An 18,141-nucleotide genomic window follows, 5' to 3' on the forward strand; every position below is an offset into this window, starting at 1 on the left:
GACGACCCGGGCTTCCTCGTCTATTCCTTCGCGGAATCGGTCGCGGCCAGGCGGCCCTACTACGTGCTGCGTGCTCTTGGCGGCGCACTGTTCCTCGCCGGGGCTCTGCTCATGGCCTTCAACGTAACAATGACCATCCTCGGCCGCGTGCGCGACGAAGCCCCGATCTTCGGTGCTGCTCAGCACGCGCTGAAAGCTGCGGAATAGGAGGGCCCAGACCATGTCCATTCTCGACAAACACGCGACCCTTGAACGCAACGCAACCCTGCTGCTCGTCGGCTCGCTGCTCGTCGTCTCCATCGGCGGCATCGTGGAAATCGCGCCGCTCTTCTACCTCGAAAACACCATCGAGAAGGTGGAAGGCATGCGGCCCTATTCGCCGCTGGAACTCGCCGGGCGCGACATCTATGTCCGTGAGGGCTGCTATGTCTGTCACAGCCAGATGATCCGCCCGTTCCGCGACGAAGTGGAGCGCTACGGCCATTACTCGCTGGCGGCGGAATCCATGTACGACCATCCGTTCCAGTGGGGTTCCAAGCGCACCGGGCCGGATCTCGCCCGCGTCGGCGACCGCTACTCCAACGAGTGGCACGTGCAGCACATGACCGAGCCGCGCTCGGTGGTGCCGGAATCGGTCATGCCGAGCTATGCCTTCCTCAAGGAGACGACGCTCGACGTGAAGAACATCGCCATGAACCTGAAGGCCAACAAGGCGGTCGGCGTTCCCTATACGGACGAGATGATCGACAACGCGCTGGCCGACATCAAGGCGCAGGCCGATCCGAACGCCGACACCTCCGGCGTCGAGGCGCGCTATCCGAAGGCCAAGCTCGGCGACTTCGACGGCAACCCGCAGAAGCTGACGGAGATGGATGCGCTCATCTCCTATCTGCAGATGCTCGGCACGCTGGTCGATTTCTCCACTTACGACGACACGACCGGATACCGCTAAGGAGACACGCACATGGAAACCTACACGGCCATGCGCCAGTTCGCCGATAGCTGGGCGCTGCTTGGCATGACCCTCTTCTTCCTCGGCGTCGTCGCCTTCATCTTCCGGCCCGGCGCCAAGAAGGCCGCCGACCAGGCCGCAGCTATCCCTCTGAAGGAGGATTAAAATAATGGCGGACAAACACGTCGACGAAATCAGCGGCGTTGAGACCACCGGCCACGAATGGGACGGTATCCGCGAACTCAACAACCCGATGCCGCGCTGGTGGGTCTATACCTTCTACGCGACCATCGTCTGGGCGGTCGGCTATATGATCGTCTATCCGGCGGTACCGCTTCTGACCGACGCAACCAAGGGCGTGCTCGGCTATTCGAGCCGTGCCGAGGTGAGCGCCGAGCTTGCCAGCGCCAAGGCCGCGCAGGCCGGCAACCTCGAGAAGATCGCCTCGAGCACGATCGAGCAGATCATTGCCGATCCGCAGCTGCAGCAGTTCGCCGTCTCCGGCGGCGCTTCGGCCTTCAAGGTCAACTGCGCCCAGTGCCATGGCTCGGGCGCGGCCGGTTCTGCCGGCTTCCCGAACCTGAACGACGACGACTGGCTCTGGGGCGGCAAGCCCGAGGAGATCTACCAGACGATCGCCCACGGCATCCGCTACAACGGCGATGGCGAGACCCGCGTGTCGGAAATGCCGTCCTTCGCCGAAATCCTGCAGCCGGAAGAGATCAAGCAGACGGCCGCATACGTCGTCAGCCTCACCGGTACGCCGTCGGATGCGTCCATGGTCGAGCCGGGCAAGGCGCTGTTTGAGGCCAACTGCGCCTCGTGCCATGGCCCCGATGCCAAGGGCAACCGCGAGTTCGGTGCACCTGATCTCGCCGACGCGTTGTGGCTGAACGGCTCGGGCGAACAGGCGATCATCGCCCAGATGAAGACGCCGAAGCACGGCGTGATGCCGGCCTGGCTGCCGCGCCTCGGCGACACCACGGTCAAGCAGCTTGCCGTGTTCGTGCATTCGCTGGGTGGCGGCGAGTAGGGCACTGGCGACTGAGCAGGCGGTTGCCCCGGCTGCCGCCACCTTCTCCCCGCCTGCGGGGAGAGATGTACGGCAGGACAGTGAAGGGCGGCGCAGAGCGCAGCCGCATCGATCTATCCAATCTGGAAAGGCCGCGTCAGGGCGCGGCCTTTCTCATTCCAGGGCGGCAGCGATGGTGGCGCCGACCACGACGCTCGAAAGCGCCGTGCCGAGAAGCAGCGAGGTGTTGACCGGCTTCTTCACCACCGTGCCGAAATTGAAGAGGTTCATCGGCAAGAGGTGAAAGCCGCCGCCTTCCGGCTTGCTGGATGGTGCTTCCATGAAGCATTCATCGTCGAACCAGATCCAGTCGTCGCGCCAGGTCCAGCAGTCGTGCTGGCGATAGATATTGGCCACCTGCTCGGCAAAGCCCTTGTCGGCCGGCAGCCGGATATAGTCTTGCGGCCTGCGGCTGAAATATTGCATGGCGAGCGGCATGGAGCGCTCGGTGCAGTAGTTGCTCATCCAGAGCTTGAAACCGATCTCGCCGCGCAGGCGGTCGAGCACGCGGAAGACCTGCACGTGATCCTCATGGCCGTATTCGCCCCAGGGATTGTGGGTGAAGACGTTCATCTCGGGCTTCAGCAGCGGGTAGAGCGTGCGGTAGAGCGTTTCGTAGTTGTCGCGATAGGCCTGTGCGATCGGTCTCGTCGAGTGGCGGAAGCTGCCGGGCATGATCTGCGACAGTGACTTCTTGACGATGCGCTTGGCCTCGCGGCGCGTACCTTCGGTGCCGAATTCCATGCCAAAAGGGCCGGGCTTTGGGTTGGTCCAGTCGGCGCAGTCGAAGGAGCCGGTTTCTTCCATTTCCAGGAAGCGCACATTGCCGCGCGGATAGGCCTTGATCGCGGCAGCGCGCGCCTCGCCCATCTGCGGTTCAGACCAGATGTCGCGGTAAAGGATGATCACTTCGTCGACCTTGTTGAGGATCGAGGTGAACCACAACAGTTCGTCGTCGGGATGGGCGCCGATGATGACGGAATTTTTCAGAAAGTTATGCGTGTCGGCCATGCTCTTGCGCGCCCTCGTGTTCTTTGTGCGCAATTCTGGCGTGTAGAGATTAAGCCGGCGTAAAGCGGGAGTGTGCGTCCACAGGATACGGGTGGCGGCGACGCAGTCGCAGACGTATCGGTTGATTGCCTATTACGCAGCGAGGCACGCAGCGCGAACGGCACGCGCTGCCGTCTCTCCAACCTCCCTCATTTCTGTGCTTGTCACAGAAATCCAGCCGCGCCGCGTCGGCGGCGCGAGAAAAGCGGCCCGCATGTTTTGGCTCAGCGCCTCTTGCCGTGCGGACGCACGGCCGCTGGATCTCTGTGACAAGCACAGAGATGAGGGTTGGGAGGAGGCGGCCACTGCGCCCGTGTGGCGAGGCTGCTGCCATCGTCCCCGCTCTACCTCCCTGAGTGTCTCAGCCTTACTGCGCCGACCAGACCGCCAGCTCGTACCCATCCGGGTCGGCGAAGTGGAAGCGCCTTCCGCCGGGGAAGGAAAAGATCGGCTTGACGATCTTGCCGCCCGCCTTTTCAACGCGGGCGAACATGTCCTCGAGCTTGTCGGCATAGAGGATGATGAGCGGTCCACCGCTGCCGACGGGACCCGTTGTGGTAAAGCCGCCGGTCAGCCGGCCGTCCTGGAACTCGCAATATTCCGGGCCGTAGTCGGTGAAGGTCCAGCCGAAAGCGCTGCCGTAGAAGGCTTTGCTGGCGGCGATGTCGGAGACGTTGAACTCGACATAGTCGATACGGCTGTCGTTGCCCTTGTTACCCATTTTATCTGTCTTCTCCGGATTCCATGATCGATTTCAAAGTGGCGAGATCTCCAGTCACCCAGGCGGCATCGCCGGCAAACTGTTCCGCGCTCATGCCCGGCTGCCGCAGAAGCGTGAACATCACCTCCGCGCCATCGCCGTTCGGCACGACCCGCAGGGCATTGTTGACCTTGGTGCCATCTTCGAGCGTCACCAGATGGTCGACGACGCCGAAGTCGTTGGCGGGAGCGAAGCGCACGCGGGCGTTTCCGAGCGGTCCGGGCGCTAGCCAATGGTCGCCCTCGCGCGCCAGGCCCGACGACAGGCCGGACGCCCAGCGCGGGATGTTTTCGGGCTTTGCCATGAAGGCATAGACCTCGCGCCAGTCGCGGTTGATGGTGGTGTGAACGATTTTTGCTTCGAGTGTTGCCATGCCTGGTTCTCCTTTGAGAAGACGTAGCATGGGTGGCCTCACCGGTCTTGAACGAAACGGCCAGTCAGGCCGCCTGCCGGTCGACGGAGAGCTGACGGCGGATTTCCGCCGGGGACAGCGAGGTCAGCTGCCTGGCCTCGCGCGAAAGATGCGCCTGGTCGGCATAGCCGGCATCGAGCGCGAGCAGGCTGAGCGTTGCCGACGGTTCCCTCTGGCATGCGCCTAGGAAGCGCTGCAGCCGCAGGATGCGATCGAGCGTCTTGGCGCCATAGCCGAAATGCTCGTGGCAGCGCCGGCGCAGCGTCCGTTCGCTGGTGCCGGTGGCCGTAGCCAGTGCGCGGATGGGGTGGTCAGGCGAATCAGGGCTCTGCCGGAGATAGGCGAGGGTGACCGCGACATCACCTGGCGGCGGAGAGACGGCCGGCAGGCGCCGCAGCACCGCATCCGCCAGGATGTCGGCGCGGCGGGTCGTATCCGGTGCGTCCTGAAGCCGTGCGTCGAGTTCACGCCCTTCCTTGCCCCAGAACACGTCTAGCGGGACGATTTGACCGGTGATTTCCGAAAGGGATGTGCGCAGGAACGACGCAGCGACACCCGGGCGGAAACGCAGGCCGACGATGTTGGCGCCGCCGGCGATGACCGGCAAGGCTGCCACCCGATCGGGGCCGGCGATGACGAGGCCTCGATCGGACCAGAGGATATCGACGCAGCCGTCTGGCACCACCGCCATCGGTGCTGGCGGCGCGTCCGGCATCCGGTGGCTCCAGAGGCATTCGACATGGCCGCCAAGCGCGCCTGGTGCGGCGCGCTCGCGATAGATGCCGCGCTGTTTGGCCAGTGTCGGCTTTGCCAGTGTCGGCCGTGTACGTGTCAGGGGCTCGAAGGCGCCGTCCATGTCTTGTTCTCCACGCCCCCGGTAGCGCCGGTCGTCCCTTCGCGCGACCAGATCTCACCGTCAATCTGTCCCTGCAGCTCCGGATAGTCGGCCGCATGGAACACCGGATCAAGACCTTGCCGACGCTGGGAAAAATAATCCTTCGTCAGTTTGGCAATGGTACCGGACAGAAGAACGATGGCAATGAGGTTGATCGTCGCCATCAGGCCCATGGAGGCATCGGCGGCGTCGAAGACCGTGGTGATGCTCTCGGAGGCGCCCCAGACCACCATGACGAGCACGGCGCAGCGCATGATCAGGACGCCCAGACGGTTGGCGCCCCCGAGATAGGTGAGCGCATTCTCCGCATAGGAATAGTTGCCGATGATCGAGGTGAAGGCGAAGAAGAAGATTGCGATCGCGATGAAGTAGCTGCCGGCCCAGCCGATATGCACGTTCATCGCCGCTTGCGTCAGCTGCGTGCCCGTGACGCCAGAGCCCGGCTCCAATGTGCCCGACAGCAGGATCATGACCGAGGTTGCGGTGCAGATCAGGATCGTATCGATGAAGACGCCGAGCGACTGGACGAAACCTTGCGACGCCGGGTGATGCGGCACGGGCGTTGCGACGGCGGCGATGTTCGGGGCAGAGCCCATGCCGGCCTCGTTGGAAAAGAGACCGCGCTTGACGCCGTTCATCATGGCTGCGGTCACACCGCCGGCAACACCGCCGGCCGCTTCCTGCAGGCCGAAGGCGCTGGAGATGATGGTCCACAGGACGCTCGGGACGATCGAGGCGTTGGCGATCAGCACATAGATCGCCGTCAGGAGATAGGCGATCGCCATGAAGGGCACGACGATTTCGGCGACGCGGGCGATCTGACGAATGCCGCCGAAGATGACGATGCCGGAGATGGTCGCAACCGCGATGCCAACGGCGATCTTCGGCACGCCGAAGGCGCCCTGGACGGCATCGGCGATGGAATTGGCCTGCACGGCGTTGAAGACGAGGCCGAAGGAGAGAATCAGGCAGACGGAGAAGATCGTCGCCGCCCAGGGCGCATTGAGGCCGCGGGCGATGTAGAAGGCAGGACCGCCACGATATTGGCCGCTCTCGTTGCGCACCTTGTAGAGCTGCGCCAGTGCGCTTTCGGCATAGGCCGTCGCCATGCCGACCAGCGCCACCATCCACATCCAGAAGGTGGCACCCGGTCCGCCGAGATAGAGGGCCACGGCAACGCCGGCGAGGTTGCCGGTGCCGACGCGTGAGGCGAGGCTGACGGTCAGCGCCTGGAACGGGCTGATGCCGGCCGCATCCTTCGAGCCGCCGCTGCTCAGGACCCGGAACATCTCGCCGAAATGCACGATCTGCGGAAAACCGAGGCGCAGGGTGAAATAGATACCGACGGCGAGCAGGCCGTAGATCAGCACATAGCCCCAAAAGATCGTGTTCAGAAAGCCGATGATCGTGTCCATGCGGTTCCTCATTGGTATTGCAAGGTATGATGATGTGGCGAACCGCGATGCGGATCGAATGGGAAAGGCAGTGCACTTCTTTTGAAGCCTGGGCACTTCCATGGGAAGGCCCGGACCTTTCGCCGCATGCTGGCGCTTTAGCCCTCAAACTTGACACAGATCAACGTTTTCGGCTGCCAAATCGGGCAAAAGGTGATGCAATACATGACATATCCGGGGATTTCCCACAAATGAGCCCTCATTCAGCCGCAAATCCTGCCTCTGTCGAACGCCACGAGGCCGAACCGGTCAATGCGGCGCATGTGCGCAAGCCGCTCTACGAAAAACGCAAGAAGATCTTCCCGAAGCGCGCCGAGGGCAGTTTCCGCCGGTTCAAGTGGCTGGTGATGCTGGTGACGCTCGGCATCTACTACCTGACGCCGTGGATCCGCTGGGATCGCGGCGCGCATGCGCCTGACCAGGCGGTGCTGGTCGATCTTGCCGCTCGTCGCTTCTATTTCTTCTTCATCGAAATCTGGCCGCAGGAATTCTTCTTCGTCGCCGGCCTTTTGGTGATGGCGGGCTTCGGCCTGTTCCTGGTGACATCGGCCGTCGGCCGCGCCTGGTGCGGCTACACCTGTCCGCAGACCGTATGGGTCGATCTCTTCCTGGTGGTCGAGCGCTATATCGAAGGTGACCGCAACGCCCGCATGAAGCTCGATGCCGGCCCCTGGACGTTCGACAAGGTCGTCAAGCGTGTGTCGAAGCATTCGATCTGGATCCTGATCGGCATTGCCACCGGCGGCGCCTGGATCTTCTACTTCGCCGACGCACCGACGCTGCTCAAGAGCTTCATCTCGCTTGAGGCGCCGACCGTCGCCTACATGACCGTCGGCATCCTGACGGCCACCACCTATGTCTTCGGCGGGCTGATGCGCGAGCAGGTCTGCACCTATATGTGCCCGTGGCCGCGCATCCAGGCGGCGATGCTCGACGAGAACTCGCTGGTCGTGACCTATAACGACTGGCGCGGCGAGCCGCGTTCGCGCCACCAGAAGAAGGCCGTTGCCGCCGGGGAAGCCGTCGGCGATTGCGTCGATTGCAACGCCTGCGTCGTCGTCTGTCCGATGGGTATCGACATCCGCGATGGCCAGCAGCTCGAATGCATCACCTGCGCGCTCTGCATCGACGCCTGCGACGGCGTCATGGACAAGCTCGGCCGCGAGCGCGGGCTGATCTCCTATGCGACGCTGAACGAGTATGCCGCCAACATGGCGCTTGCCACCAATGGCGGCACGACCACGATCGACCCGAGCCGGGTGCGCGACGCGGACGGCGCTTTCGTCGACAAGGTTCGCCACTTCAACTGGAGGATCGTCTTCCGGCCGCGCGTGCTTCTCTATCTCGGCGTCTGGACGCTCGTCGGCATCGGGCTGCTCTATGCGCTTCTGTCGCGCGACCGGCTGGAACTCAACGTGCTGCACGACCGCAACCCGCAATTCGTCGTCGAATCCGATGGCTCGGTGCGCAACGGCTACTTGGTCAAGCTCTTGAACATGATCCCCGAACAACGCACCATCACGCTCGCAATCGACGGCATGCCCTCGGCGACCATGCGCATCGCCGGCCACGCGCCGGGCGACGGCCGCACGTTTGCAGTGGGCGTCGATCCGGACAAGGTAACGGCGGTCAAGGTTTTCGTGACGCTGCCGAAGGACAAGCTGACCGAAGCAGCTGACGGTTTCAGCCTCATTGTCGAGGATCCGTCGAGCCACGAGCGCGACGTCTACAAGGCCAACTTCAACAGCCCGGGAGCCGCAAAATGACCACCAAGCAGGCAAAAGCACCGCGGCCCTTCACCGGCTGGCACATGCTCGGCGTCATGGTGCTGTTCTTCGGCACGATCATCACCGTCAACCTGATCATGGCCTGGAATGCGAGCCATAGCTGGAGCGGACTGGTGGTGCAAAACACCTATGTCGCCAGCCAGCAGTTCAACGGCAAGGTGAAGGAGGCGAAGGCCTTTGCCGCCATTGGCCTCGACGGCAAGCTCAGCGTCGAGAACGAGGCGCTGCGCTACACGCTGACACGCCAGGGCAAGCCGGAGCTGACTGCCGACAAGGTGGTCGCGATCCTCAAGCGGCCAGTCGAGGAGCATGAGGATGTGACGGTCGAGATGGCGCATCAGGGCGAGGGCGTCTTCGTTGCCGCCGCGAACCTGAAGCGTGGTCAGTGGATTGCCGATATCACCGCGACCAGGGGCGATGCGGTCGTCTACCGCCAGGCGATCCGCTTCATGGTGCCGGGAGCCGGGCAATGAGCTGCTGTGCTCCAGGAACCGAAATGGCTCTGGAGATCGACAGGGCCGGGCAGGGGCTGCCGACAGCCGAAGAATTGTGGCTGACGAGCCGGTCGCTGGGCGGCGGCCTGCGCCAGACGGACCTCAGCGTCCCCGGGGTGCATTGCGGCGCCTGCATCACCACGCTGGAAGGCGCGCTGAAGGTGCTGCCGGAAGTCGACCGGGCACGCGTGAACCTTTCGTCGCGGCGGGTCTCGATCGTCTGGAAGGAAGAAGTCGATGGCGCCCGCACCGATCCGCGGGAACTCGCGCGGACCATTCGCTCGCGCGGTTACGAGACCCATCTCTTCGCGCCGGGCGAGGAAGACGGCGACCAGACGCTGAAGAAGCTGGTGCGTGCCGTTGCCGTCTCCGGCTTTGCCTCGGCCAACATCATGCTGCTTTCGGTCTCGGTCTGGTCGGGGGCGGAGGCTGCGACCCGTGACCTCTTCCACTGGATCTCGGCGCTGATTGCCGCGCCGACGCTGATCTATGCCGGGCGCTTCTTCTATGCGTCGGCCTGGAACGCGCTGAAGCACGGCCGCACCAACATGGACGTGCCGATTGCGCTTGCGATCACGCTTTCGTTCTCGATCTCGCTCTATGAGACGATCACCCACGGCACCCATGCCTGGTTCGACGGCACGGTGATGCTGCTCTTCTTCCTTTTGATCGGCCGCACGCTTGACCATATGATGCGCGGTCGCGCCCGTTCGGCGATCAGCAGCCTGGCGAGGCTTTCGCCGCGCGGCGCCATGGTGCTCGATGCGGCTGGCGGGCGGGAATATCGCCCCGTGGACGAGATCAAGCCGGGCGAAAAGCTGGCGATATCAGCCGGCGAGCGCATTCCGGTCGACGGCCGTATTCTCACGGGCGCCAGCGATCTCGATCGCTCGATCGTCAATGGCGAAAGCGCGCCGGCGCCGGTCAAGGTTGGCGACACCGTGGAAGCCGGCACGCTGAACCTCACCGGACCGCTGACAATCGAGGCGACGGCCGCGGCGCGTGACTCGCTGCTGGCCGAGATCATGGGGCTGATGGAGGCCGCCGAAGGGGGCAGGGCGCGCTATCGCCGCATCGCCGACCGCGCGGCGCAATATTATTCGCCCGCAGTGCATCTGCTGGCACTGTTGAGCTTCATCGGCTGGATGTTCGTTAATGGCGACTTCCATCATGCGATGCTGGTTGCGGTTGCGGTGCTGATCATCACCTGCCCCTGCGCCCTCGGGCTTGCGGTCCCCGTCGTGCAGGTCATCGCCGCCGGACGGCTTTTCCAGAACGGCGTCATGGTCAAGGACGGCTCGGCCATGGAGCGCCTTGCCGAGATCGACACGGTGCTGCTCGACAAAACAGGCACGCTGACGGTGGGCGAGCCGCGGCTCGTCAATGGCCAGGAGATCCAGCCCTCCGTGCTGGCAACGGCGGCAGGCCTTGCCGTGCACTCGCGTCATCCGCTGGCGATGGCCATTCATGATGCGGCGACCATCGCGCCCGTCGTCAACGGCGAAATCCGCGAAATTCCCGGTGCCGGCATCGAGGCGCATACCGAAGCCGGTGTCTACCGGCTCGGTAGCCGTGCTTTTGCATGCGGCGATGCCGGCGAGGCGACCGGTCAGTCTGAAGTGATCCTGTCGCTCGATGGCCGTGAACTTGGCTGCTTCCGCTTCGAGGACCGGCTGCGGCCCTTCGCTCGCGAAAGCATCGAGGAACTCGCACGGCTGGGCCTGTCGACCGGCATCCTCTCCGGCGACCGTGCGCCTGTCGTGGCGGCACTTGCCCGCCGGATCGGCATCGAACGCTTCAAGGCGGAACTGACGCCGCGCGGCAAGGTGGATGAATGCGCCGCTGCCGCTGAGGGCGGCCACCGCGTGCTGATGGTCGGCGACGGCATCAACGACGCTCCGGCGCTGCGCGCAGCCCACGTCTCGATGGCGCCGGCAACGGCCGCCGATGTCGGCCGGCAGGCTGCGGACTTCGTCTTCCTGCACCAGGGGCTGAACGCCGTGCCGATGGCGATCGATACGTCGCGGCGGGCCGGGCGGCTCATTCGCCAGAACTTTGCTCTGGCGATCGGCTACAACGTCATCGCCGTGCCGATCGCGATCCTCGGCTATGCGACACCGCTGATCGCAGCGGTCGCCATGTCGACCTCGTCGGTGATCGTCGTTGCCAATGCCTTGCGCCTGCGCGCGGCGACCGGCAATGTCGCCGAGCAGGCGGAGCGGCAGGCACCGGCCACGCTGCGGCCGGTCGGGAGCGCCTAATGAACACACTGATCTACCTCATTCCCATTGCGCTTTTTCTTGGCGGGATTGGTCTTGTTGCGTTCCTCTGGGCGCTGAAAAGCGGTCAGTACGAAGACCTCGAAGGGGCCTCCTGGCGGGTCCTCGACGATGGTGATGGCAAGCCTGAAAAGAAGTGATTTTGTCAGTAATCGCTTGTCCTTAATCGATTTGAATGCCAAAACAACCTCCGCCGTCGCTTCTCGCGCCCGGGCCTTCCACAGAGCCCCGCGCGAGGGGGCGAAGTTTAATTCGAAGGGCCGGCACTGACGCGCTTATCCCGATCGCGCCCGGCACTTCTGTCCAATGGAGGCAATCACGTGTCACAGGCGGAAATCGGCCTAATCGGTCTCGGCGTCATGGGCTCGAACCTGGCGCTCAACATCGCTGAAAAAGGCAACAAGATCGCGGTTTTCAACCGCACCGTCGAGGCGACGCACAAATTCTACGCGGAAGCCGGCGATCTCCAGGGCCAGATCGTGCCCTGCGACACCATTGAAGAATTCGTTGCCGCCATCCGTCCGCCGCGTCCGATCATCATCATGATCAAGGCCGGTGAGCCGGTCGATCAGCAGATGGAGATCCTGAAGCCGTATCTGGCCAAGGGCGACATCATGATCGACGCCGGCAACGCCAACTTCCGCGACACGATGCGCCGCTTCGAGGCGCTGAAGGATTCGGGCCTCACCTTCATCGGCATGGGTGTTTCCGGCGGTGAGGAAGGTGCACGTCACGGCCCGTCGATCATGGTCGGCGGCAAGGAAGAGTCGTGGAAGCGCGTCGAGACCGTTTTGACCTCGATTGCCGCCAAATACGACAACGTACCTTGCGTTGCCTGGCTCGGCGAAAACGGCGCCGGTCACTTCGTCAAGACCATCCACAACGGCATCGAATATGCCGACATGCAGATGATCGCCGAAATCTACGGCATCCTGCGCGACGGCCTGAAGATGTCGGCGACCGAGATCGGCGAAGTCTTCGGCACCTGGAACAAGGGCCGCCTCAACTCCTACCTGATCGAGATCACCGAGAAGGTGCTGAAGGCCGCCGATCCCCTGACCGGCAAGCCGATCGTCGACATGATCCTCGACAAGGCCGGCCAGAAGGGCACCGGCAAGTGGTCGGTGATCGAGGCGCAGAACATGGGCGTGCCGGCAACCGGCATCGAGGCGGCGGTTGCGGCGCGCAGCATCTCCTCGATGAAGGACGAGCGCGAAACGGCCGAGAAGATCCTCGGGCTTCCCTCAGTCGGCGAGTTCAAGGTCGCCGACAAGGCAGCCTTCATCAAGGATCTCGAAAGCGCACTGCTTGCCGCCAAGATCGGCGCCTATGCGCAAGGCTTCGCCGTGATGTCGGCGGCTTCCAAGGAGTTCAACTGGAACCTGCCGATGCCGACGATCGCCAAGATCTGGCGCGCCGGCTGCATCATCCGTTCGCAGTTCCTCGACGAAATCACCACCGCCTTCACCAAGGCGCCTGACGCTGCCAACCTGATCGTCACACCGGCCTTTGCCGCCATGGTCAAGGAAACCGATGGCGCGCTGCGTCGCGTCGTCTCGGCTGCCGTTCTCGGCGGCCTGCCGGTTCCCGCACTCGCCTCGGCGCTTGGCTATTTCGACAGCTACCGCCGCGGCCGCGGCACGGCCAACGTCATCCAGGCGCAGCGCGACTTCTTCGGCGCGCATGGCTTTGACCGCGTCGACGGCGCCGACAGCCACCACGGCCCGTGGGGCAGCGGCCTTAACGGCTGAGAGCGGGATCAGTGATGCAATGCGGGGCGGCCTTCGGACCGCCCCGTTTGCGTTTGAGGATCGCGCTGACCGGATCGGATTCTAGCCGGCCATCGAGACGGGAGCTGGTCGTTCTGCTGAGGCCGATTGCTCCCGCTGGGGAAGCCTTCGGCGCGGCCGTCCGGCGCTGGCGGGCGGCTAACGCCGAGAGGCCTGGCGGTCGGCCCGGGTTCGGCGGCGTGCCTCAGGGCTCCGCGTGCCCTGCATCATTTCGTGCTCGCCCGTTCGCTGCACGAGGGGCGTCACCGTGTTCGGCCGAGGCGAGCGGCGGCGTTCCCGAAGCCTGCCCAGCCTCTTCGGCGGATCGACAAAGATCACCAGCAGGAACCCGATGGCCATGAGCAGGTAGGCAGGAATACCGGTCGTCGCGCTGCCGAGGAAAGCGCAGAGCGTGGCGAGCGCAAGATAGATGCCGATGGTGAAGGGATTGGACAGGAAACCCCAGGTGCCGTCGCTCAACCGGTCTTTCCATGCAATTCTTGATGTCATGCTTTGCGCTTTCGTCGGCAACATTTGTTTGCTGCGATGGCGCCCCAGGCCCTGCAATTTGTGACTGGTGCATGGTGCGGCAATGACACTCAGACCTTTGGCTGCGCGAGTCGGACCAAAGTCCCATCGATTTCACGCGGCGATCCGTTAGGATCTGTGCGTGCTGCCACGGCGGCGCTTCACAAGAACCTAGTTTTTTCAGTTCCGATTTAGAGCAGGGTCGCGTCTGGCTCTGCTTGCAGGTCCTCGGTCCCCGCCGAGGAAGGCGGTGACTGCGAAATGCTGGGCGCCGGCGCGCGACGCCCAGCTCGCCTTACTCCATCAGCTCCGAAGGCCCGGCGCTTCCTGGCCGGTGCGGGCGACATATTCCGTATAGCCGCCGCCATACTGGTGGATGCCTTCAGGCGTCAGTTCCAGCACGCGGTTGGAAAGGGCTGCGAGGAAGTGGCGGTCGTGCGAAACGAAGAGCATCGTGCCTTCGTAGTCCGCGAGCGCCTTGATCAGCATTTCCTTGGTGTCGAGGTCCAGGTGGTTGGTCGGCTCGTCGAGCACCAAGAGGTTCGGCGGGTCGAAGAGCATGATCGCCATGACAAGGCGCGCCTTCTCGCCGCCGGAAAGCACCCGGCACTTCTTCTCGACATCGTCGCCGGAAAAGCCGAAGCAGCCGGCGAGCGCTCTCAGCGGTGCCTGGCCGGCCTGCGGGAAAGTGTCTTCGAGCTGCTGCAGCACCGTGCGGTCACCGTCAAGCACGTCCATCGCGTGCTGGGCGAAGTAGCCCATCTTGACGCTCGCGCCGAGCGCGACGTTGCCTTCGTCCGGCTCGGTCGATCCGGCGACGAGCTTCAGAAGCGTCGACTTGCCGGCGCCGTTGATGCCCATGATGCACCAGCGCTCGCGGCGACGCACCATGAAGTCCAGACCCTCATAAATGCTGCGGCTGCCGTATTTCTTGTGCACGCCCTTGATGTTGATGACGTCTTCGCCGGAGCGCGGCGCCGGGCGGAATTCGAAGGCGACCGTCTGGCGGCGCTTCGGCGGCTCGACTCGGTCGATCTTTTCTAGCTTCTTCACCCGGCTCTGCACCTGGGAGGCGTGCGAGGCGCGGGCCTTGAAGCGCTCGATGAACTTGATTTCCTTGGCGAGCATCGCCTGCTGGCGCTCGAACTGCGCCTGCTGCTGCTTTTCGTTCTGGGCGCGCTGCTGCTCGTAGAAGCCGTAGTCGCCGGAATAGGCATTGAGCGAGCCGCCATCGATCTCGATGATCTTGGTGATGATGCGGTTCATGAACTCGCGGTCGTGCGAGGTCATCATCAGCGCACCGTCATAGTTCTTGAGGAAGTCTTCGAGCCAGATCAGGCTTTCGAGATCGAGATGGTTGCTCGGTTCGTCGAGCAGCATCACGTCGGGGCGCATGAGGAGAATGCGGGCGAGCGCCACGCGCATCTTCCAGCCGCCCGAAAGCTTGCCGACATCGCCGTCCATCATCTCCTGGGAGAAACTCAGGCCCGCCAGCACTTCGCGGGCGCGGCCCTCGAGCGCGTAACCGTCAAGCTCTTCATAGCGCGCCTGGACCTCGCCATAGCGTTCGATGATCGCGTCCATCTCGTCAAGGCGATCCGGATCGACCATGGCGGCTTCGAGCTCGCGCAGTTCGGCGGCGACTTCGCTCACCGGCCCGGCGCCGTTCATCACTTCGGAAACCGCACTGTTGCCGGACATCTCGCCGACGTCCTGGTTGAAGTAGCCGATCGTGACGCCCTTATCGACGGCGACCTGGCCTTCGTCCGGAATTTCCTCGCCGGTGATCATGCGGAAGAGCGAGGACTTGCCGGCGCCATTGGGGCCCACGAGGCCGACCTTCTCGCCGCGGTTCAGAGCGGCGGAGGCTTCGATGAAAAGGATGCGGTGGCTGAGCTGCTTGCTGATGTTTTCGATGCGGATCATGTCTGCGGTAGCCTGAAGGGAGGAGTGGGGCGCCGTTGCGCCCATACATTGCCCCGGCCTGTCGCAGGTTTCTGCGTCACAAGCAAGACTTCGCCGCTGTTTTCAGCCGTTCCTAGGCCCGCAGACCGCGCGTGATCGGCGGCTGGAACTCCGGCTGGCTGAGGCTCTGCAGCGTTTCCGGCGGCTGGCCGTCGATATGGCCGATGACGGCTTTGGCCAGCTCCCGGCCGGCGACGCGAATGTCCTCGTACATGGTCATCACCTCCGGCCGCAGCCAGCGCAGGAAGTCGCTCGGGGACTTCGAAACCATGTCGCAGTCTTCCGTGAGCTTCTTCTTGGCCATCTCAAGGCCGGCGATCAGCGCGATCGCGCCGGAGCCGCTGCCGGAGACGATGCCGTCAGGCGCATCCTCGGAGCGCATCAGCAGCTCGAAGGCATCGCGGATCTCGACAAGCGAATGGTCGATGTTGGTCTGGTGGAAACCGACCGCATCGGCCTGGAAGTCGCGCAGGCCCCGTTCAAAGCCGGCGCGCATGTGTGAATAGAAGGTGAGGTGCGGCGGCGGCTCGAGCAGCACCAGCTTGCGCCGGCCGCGGGCAACGAGCTTGCGCACTGCCTCATAGGCGAAGCGCTCGTTGTCGAAGTCGTGATAGGGATGAACGATGCCCATCTCGGTGCGGCCATGGGTGACGAAAGGCAGACCGCGCTCGGTCAGAAGCGCCACGCGCGGATCGTGCGGCTCGGTGCGCGAGATGATCACGCCGTCCGCGGCGCCAGTGTCGAGGATGTAGCGGATCGGTGCCAGCGCGTCCTTGACGGCGCTATAGGGGGTGACGACCAGGTGATAGGGCGTGCCGGCGAGGATTTCGGTGATGCCGACGACCATCGGGCTGGTGATGCCCATGATCTCTTCTTCCAGCGTCAGCACGAGACTGATGACATTGGTCTTGCCGGTCCGGAGGCGAACGCCGGCACGGTTCGGCTGATAGCCGATCTGCTTGGCGACGAGACGCACGCGTTCCTTGGTTTCGGCGCCGATGTCGGGCGCATCCTTCAGCGCCCGCGAAACCGTGGTGATCCCGAGTCCGGTCATGAAGGCGATCGTCTTCAGTGTCGGCCGGGCACCATCCGGCAGCGTCTGCGGCCTGTTCTTCGTCTTGCTGTCCATTGCCGTCACCCGCCCACTCTTTGCCCGCATGCCGCCGGTTTGCCCGCCCGGGCAGCGGCGCGCGTCGGTTCAGTCCTGTCCACTACCGGGCCGCCGCGTCACTTCATCGCCTTATATACGAAAAGCGGCGAGCGGCTATCCCGCTTCAGTTGGATCGAATTGCTTCAAATCTGTAACGATACAGTAGCGATGTCGAGCATTTTCGTTGCTGCACTGCGAAAGATGAAGCGGCCTGGTTGAAACGCGCTTTCGGACAGATGTTTTTTGCGGTTGCGAGATGAAGATTTCCACATCGGAACCGGCGCGTCGATGAAAAACGATGAATATCAGCGGGATAGTTGCATATTCTGTATGGCGAAACGGGGCGGAAGCGAGGTGCAAAGCGCTTTGGACATGCGATGCCATATGCACCCAATAGGTGTTTTCCAAGATTCTGTTTAAATCGATTGTGGTGGGTGTTGCGTCCTGTAATCGATTGCACTAAGTTTTTTACGGTAACGTTACAGTGAGGGAGGAGACTCATGAATTTACGTTCTTTCGCCATCGTGCTTTCGGCCGCCGTGGCCCTGCCGCTCAGCGCAGTCAGCGCTGCCGATCTTGAAGTGACCCATTGGTGGACGTCCGGCGGTGAAGCTGCCGCGGTTGCGGAGCTCGCCAAGGCCTTCGATGCGACGGGCAATCACTGGGTCGATGGCGCAATCGCCGGCTCCGGCGGCACCGCCCGCCCGATCATGATCAGTCGCATCACCGGTGGTGACCCGATGGGCGCCACGCAGTTCAACCATGGCCGCCAGGCAGAGGAGCTGGTTCAGGCTGGCCTGATGCGCGACCTGACCGATGTCGCGACCCGCGAGCACTGGAAGGACATCATCAAGCCGGCGAGCCTGCTCGATTCCTGCACGATCGACGGCAAGATCTATTGCGCCCCGGTCAACATCCACTCCTGGCAGTGGTTGTGGCTGTCGAACGCCGCCTTCAAGACGGCCGGCGTCGACGTGCCGAAGAACTGGGATGAGTTCGTGGCGGCAGCGCCCGCGCTCGAAAAGGCCGGCATCGTGCCGCTCGCCGTCGGTGGTCAGCCGTGGCAGGCAGCCGGCGCCTTCGACGTGTTGATGGTGGCGATCGCCGGCAAGGATACGTTCCAGAAGGTCTTCGGCGACAAGGACGAGGAAGTGGCCGCAGGCCCCGAGATCGCCAAGGTCTTCAAGGCTGCCGATGACGCACGCCGCATGTCGAAGGGCACCAATGTCCAGGACTGGAACCAGGCGACCAACATGGTCATCACCGGCAAGGCGGGTGGCCAGATCATGGGCGACTGGGCACAGGGTGAGTTCGCGCTTGCCGGCCAGAAGGCTGGAACCGACTATACCTGCTTGCCCGGCCTCGGCGTCAACGAGATCATCTCGACCGGTGGCGACGCCTTCTACTTCCCGCTTCTGAAGGACGAGGAAAAGTCGAAGGCGCAGGAAGCGCTTGCTTCGACGCTGCTCGATCCGAAGACGCAGGTGGCCTTCAATCTCAAGAAGGGCTCGCTGCCGGTGCGCGGCGACGTCGATCTGGCTGCTGCCAACGACTGCATGAAGAAGGGCCTGGAC

The 18,141-nt window shown here is 63.6% G+C and carries 17 protein-coding genes and 1 pseudogene; 10 read left to right on the forward strand and 8 right to left on the reverse strand.

What is annotated here, in order from left to right:
- The 4 genes and pseudogenes from I8N66_RS03660 to ccoP all read left to right on the forward strand — a co-directional run.
- A pseudogene (locus I8N66_RS03660) lies at positions 1 to 207 on the forward strand (cytochrome-c oxidase, cbb3-type subunit I); the annotation flags it as partial.
- Between the two features lie 13 nt (positions 208 to 220).
- On the forward strand, positions 221 to 952 hold the full coding sequence (gene ccoO, locus I8N66_RS03665; protein ID WP_113539346.1) for a cytochrome-c oxidase, cbb3-type subunit II: 732 nt from the start codon (positions 221 to 223) through the stop codon (positions 950 to 952).
- A 12-nt stretch (positions 953 to 964) separates the two neighbouring features.
- Positions 965 to 1,117, forward strand: coding sequence for a cbb3-type cytochrome c oxidase subunit 3 (locus tag I8N66_RS03670; protein ID WP_113539347.1), 153 nt, complete (start codon positions 965 to 967; stop codon positions 1,115 to 1,117).
- A gap of 4 nt (positions 1,118 to 1,121) precedes the next feature.
- On the forward strand, positions 1,122 to 1,985 hold the full coding sequence (gene ccoP, locus I8N66_RS03675) for a cytochrome-c oxidase, cbb3-type subunit III (protein ID WP_113539348.1): 864 nt from the start codon (positions 1,122 to 1,124) through the stop codon (positions 1,983 to 1,985).
- 153 nt (positions 1,986 to 2,138) lie between these two features.
- On the opposite strand, the gene I8N66_RS03680 is transcribed toward ccoP, so the two are convergent.
- From I8N66_RS03680 to I8N66_RS03700, 5 genes are all read right to left on the reverse strand, one after another.
- A complete protein-coding gene (locus I8N66_RS03680) occupies positions 2,139 to 3,035 on the reverse strand; it encodes a hypothetical protein (protein ID WP_291149815.1) in 897 nt (298 codons plus the stop codon).
- A gap of 406 nt (positions 3,036 to 3,441) precedes the next feature.
- The gene (locus I8N66_RS03685) at positions 3,442 to 3,795 is read right to left on the reverse strand and encodes a VOC family protein (RefSeq protein ID WP_113539349.1); all 354 of its coding nucleotides are present in this window, start codon (positions 3,793 to 3,795) and stop codon (positions 3,442 to 3,444) included.
- 1 nt (position 3,796) lies between these two features.
- Positions 3,797 to 4,207 (reverse strand): SRPBCC family protein, encoded by a 411-nt coding sequence (locus I8N66_RS03690; RefSeq protein ID WP_113539350.1) that lies wholly within the window; start codon positions 4,205 to 4,207, stop codon positions 3,797 to 3,799.
- A 64-nt stretch (positions 4,208 to 4,271) separates the two neighbouring features.
- A complete protein-coding gene (locus I8N66_RS03695; RefSeq protein ID WP_291149819.1) occupies positions 4,272 to 5,102 on the reverse strand; it encodes a helix-turn-helix domain-containing protein in 831 nt (276 codons plus the stop codon).
- Positions 5,078 to 6,556: a sodium:alanine symporter family protein gene (locus I8N66_RS03700; protein WP_291149821.1), complete on the reverse strand. Its 1,479-nt coding sequence runs from the start codon at positions 6,554 to 6,556 to the stop codon at positions 5,078 to 5,080. The genes I8N66_RS03695 and I8N66_RS03700 overlap by 25 nt, the downstream gene beginning before the upstream one ends.
- Before the next feature lie 230 nt (positions 6,557 to 6,786).
- Between I8N66_RS03700 and ccoG the strand changes: the two genes are divergently transcribed.
- The 5 genes from ccoG (at position 6,787) to gndA (ending at position 12,906) form a co-directional block, all read left to right on the forward strand.
- Positions 6,787 to 8,361, forward strand: coding sequence for a cytochrome c oxidase accessory protein CcoG (gene ccoG / locus I8N66_RS03705; protein WP_291149822.1), 1,575 nt, complete (start codon positions 6,787 to 6,789; stop codon positions 8,359 to 8,361).
- Positions 8,358 to 8,855, forward strand: a complete 498-nt coding sequence (locus I8N66_RS03710) for a FixH family protein (RefSeq protein ID WP_113539354.1) — start codon at positions 8,358 to 8,360, stop codon at positions 8,853 to 8,855. Before ccoG ends, I8N66_RS03710 begins: the two co-directional genes overlap by 4 nt.
- Complete coding sequence (locus I8N66_RS03715; RefSeq protein ID WP_291149825.1) at positions 8,852 to 11,137, forward strand: cation-translocating P-type ATPase; 2,286 nt, start codon at positions 8,852 to 8,854, stop codon at positions 11,135 to 11,137. The genes I8N66_RS03710 and I8N66_RS03715 overlap by 4 nt, the downstream gene beginning before the upstream one ends.
- Positions 11,137 to 11,295 carry a cbb3-type cytochrome oxidase assembly protein CcoS gene (gene ccoS, locus I8N66_RS03720; RefSeq protein ID WP_043615060.1) on the forward strand — a complete coding sequence of 53 codons (159 nt, stop codon included), beginning with the start codon at positions 11,137 to 11,139 and terminating at the stop codon, positions 11,293 to 11,295. Before I8N66_RS03715 ends, ccoS begins: the two co-directional genes overlap by 1 nt.
- 180 nt (positions 11,296 to 11,475) lie before the next feature.
- Positions 11,476 to 12,906: an NADP-dependent phosphogluconate dehydrogenase gene (gene gndA / locus I8N66_RS03725; protein ID WP_291149840.1), complete on the forward strand. Its 1,431-nt coding sequence runs from the start codon at positions 11,476 to 11,478 to the stop codon at positions 12,904 to 12,906.
- A gap of 177 nt (positions 12,907 to 13,083) precedes the next feature.
- On the opposite strand, the gene I8N66_RS03730 is transcribed toward gndA, so the two are convergent.
- The 3 genes from I8N66_RS03730 to I8N66_RS03740 form a co-directional block, all read right to left on the reverse strand.
- Positions 13,084 to 13,404, reverse strand: coding sequence for a hypothetical protein (locus tag I8N66_RS03730; protein ID WP_291149843.1), 321 nt, complete (start codon positions 13,402 to 13,404; stop codon positions 13,084 to 13,086).
- Between the two features lie 351 nt (positions 13,405 to 13,755).
- A complete protein-coding gene (locus I8N66_RS03735; RefSeq protein ID WP_291149845.1) occupies positions 13,756 to 15,378 on the reverse strand; it encodes an ABC-F family ATP-binding cassette domain-containing protein in 1,623 nt (540 codons plus the stop codon).
- A 112-nt stretch (positions 15,379 to 15,490) separates the two neighbouring features.
- A complete protein-coding gene (locus I8N66_RS03740) occupies positions 15,491 to 16,546 on the reverse strand; it encodes a LacI family transcriptional regulator (RefSeq protein WP_113539359.1) in 1,056 nt (351 codons plus the stop codon).
- Between the two features lie 521 nt (positions 16,547 to 17,067).
- Between I8N66_RS03740 and I8N66_RS03745 the strand changes: the two genes are divergently transcribed.
- On the forward strand, positions 17,068 to 18,141 hold a 1,074-nt coding region (locus I8N66_RS03745), incomplete at its 3' end, for an ABC transporter substrate-binding protein (RefSeq protein WP_291149848.1).

The organism is Ensifer sp. SSB1, assembly GCF_016652895.1.
Classification (GTDB): Bacteria; Pseudomonadota; Alphaproteobacteria; order Rhizobiales; family Rhizobiaceae; genus Ensifer.

Bases quoted from the DNA above. Each gene is read 5' to 3' on its own strand.
- I8N66_RS03680 (WP_291149815.1), bottom strand. From the start codon at position 3,035: ATGGCCGACACGCATAACTTTCTGAAAAATTCCGTCATCATCGGCGCC.
- I8N66_RS03735 (WP_291149845.1), bottom strand. From the start codon at position 15,378: ATGATCCGCATCGAAAACATCAGCAAGCAGCTCAGCCACCGCATCCTT.
- ccoO (WP_113539346.1), top strand. From the start codon at position 221: ATGTCCATTCTCGACAAACACGCGACCCTTGAACGCAACGCAACCCTG.
- ccoP (WP_113539348.1), top strand. From the start codon at position 1,122: ATGGCGGACAAACACGTCGACGAAATCAGCGGCGTTGAGACCACCGGC.
- I8N66_RS03685 (WP_113539349.1), bottom strand. From the start codon at position 3,795: ATGGGTAACAAGGGCAACGACAGCCGTATCGACTATGTCGAGTTCAAC.
- ccoS (WP_043615060.1), top strand. From the start codon at position 11,137: ATGAACACACTGATCTACCTCATTCCCATTGCGCTTTTTCTTGGCGGG.
- I8N66_RS03695 (WP_291149819.1), bottom strand. From the start codon at position 5,102: ATGGACGGCGCCTTCGAGCCCCTGACACGTACACGGCCGACACTGGCA.
- ccoG (WP_291149822.1), top strand. From the start codon at position 6,787: ATGAGCCCTCATTCAGCCGCAAATCCTGCCTCTGTCGAACGCCACGAG.
- I8N66_RS03710 (WP_113539354.1), top strand. From the start codon at position 8,358: ATGACCACCAAGCAGGCAAAAGCACCGCGGCCCTTCACCGGCTGGCAC.
- I8N66_RS03670 (WP_113539347.1), top strand. From the start codon at position 965: ATGGAAACCTACACGGCCATGCGCCAGTTCGCCGATAGCTGGGCGCTG.
- I8N66_RS03690 (WP_113539350.1), bottom strand. From the start codon at position 4,207: ATGGCAACACTCGAAGCAAAAATCGTTCACACCACCATCAACCGCGAC.
- I8N66_RS03700 (WP_291149821.1), bottom strand. From the start codon at position 6,556: ATGGACACGATCATCGGCTTTCTGAACACGATCTTTTGGGGCTATGTG.
- I8N66_RS03715 (WP_291149825.1), top strand. From the start codon at position 8,852: ATGAGCTGCTGTGCTCCAGGAACCGAAATGGCTCTGGAGATCGACAGG.
- I8N66_RS03740 (WP_113539359.1), bottom strand. From the start codon at position 16,546: ATGGACAGCAAGACGAAGAACAGGCCGCAGACGCTGCCGGATGGTGCC.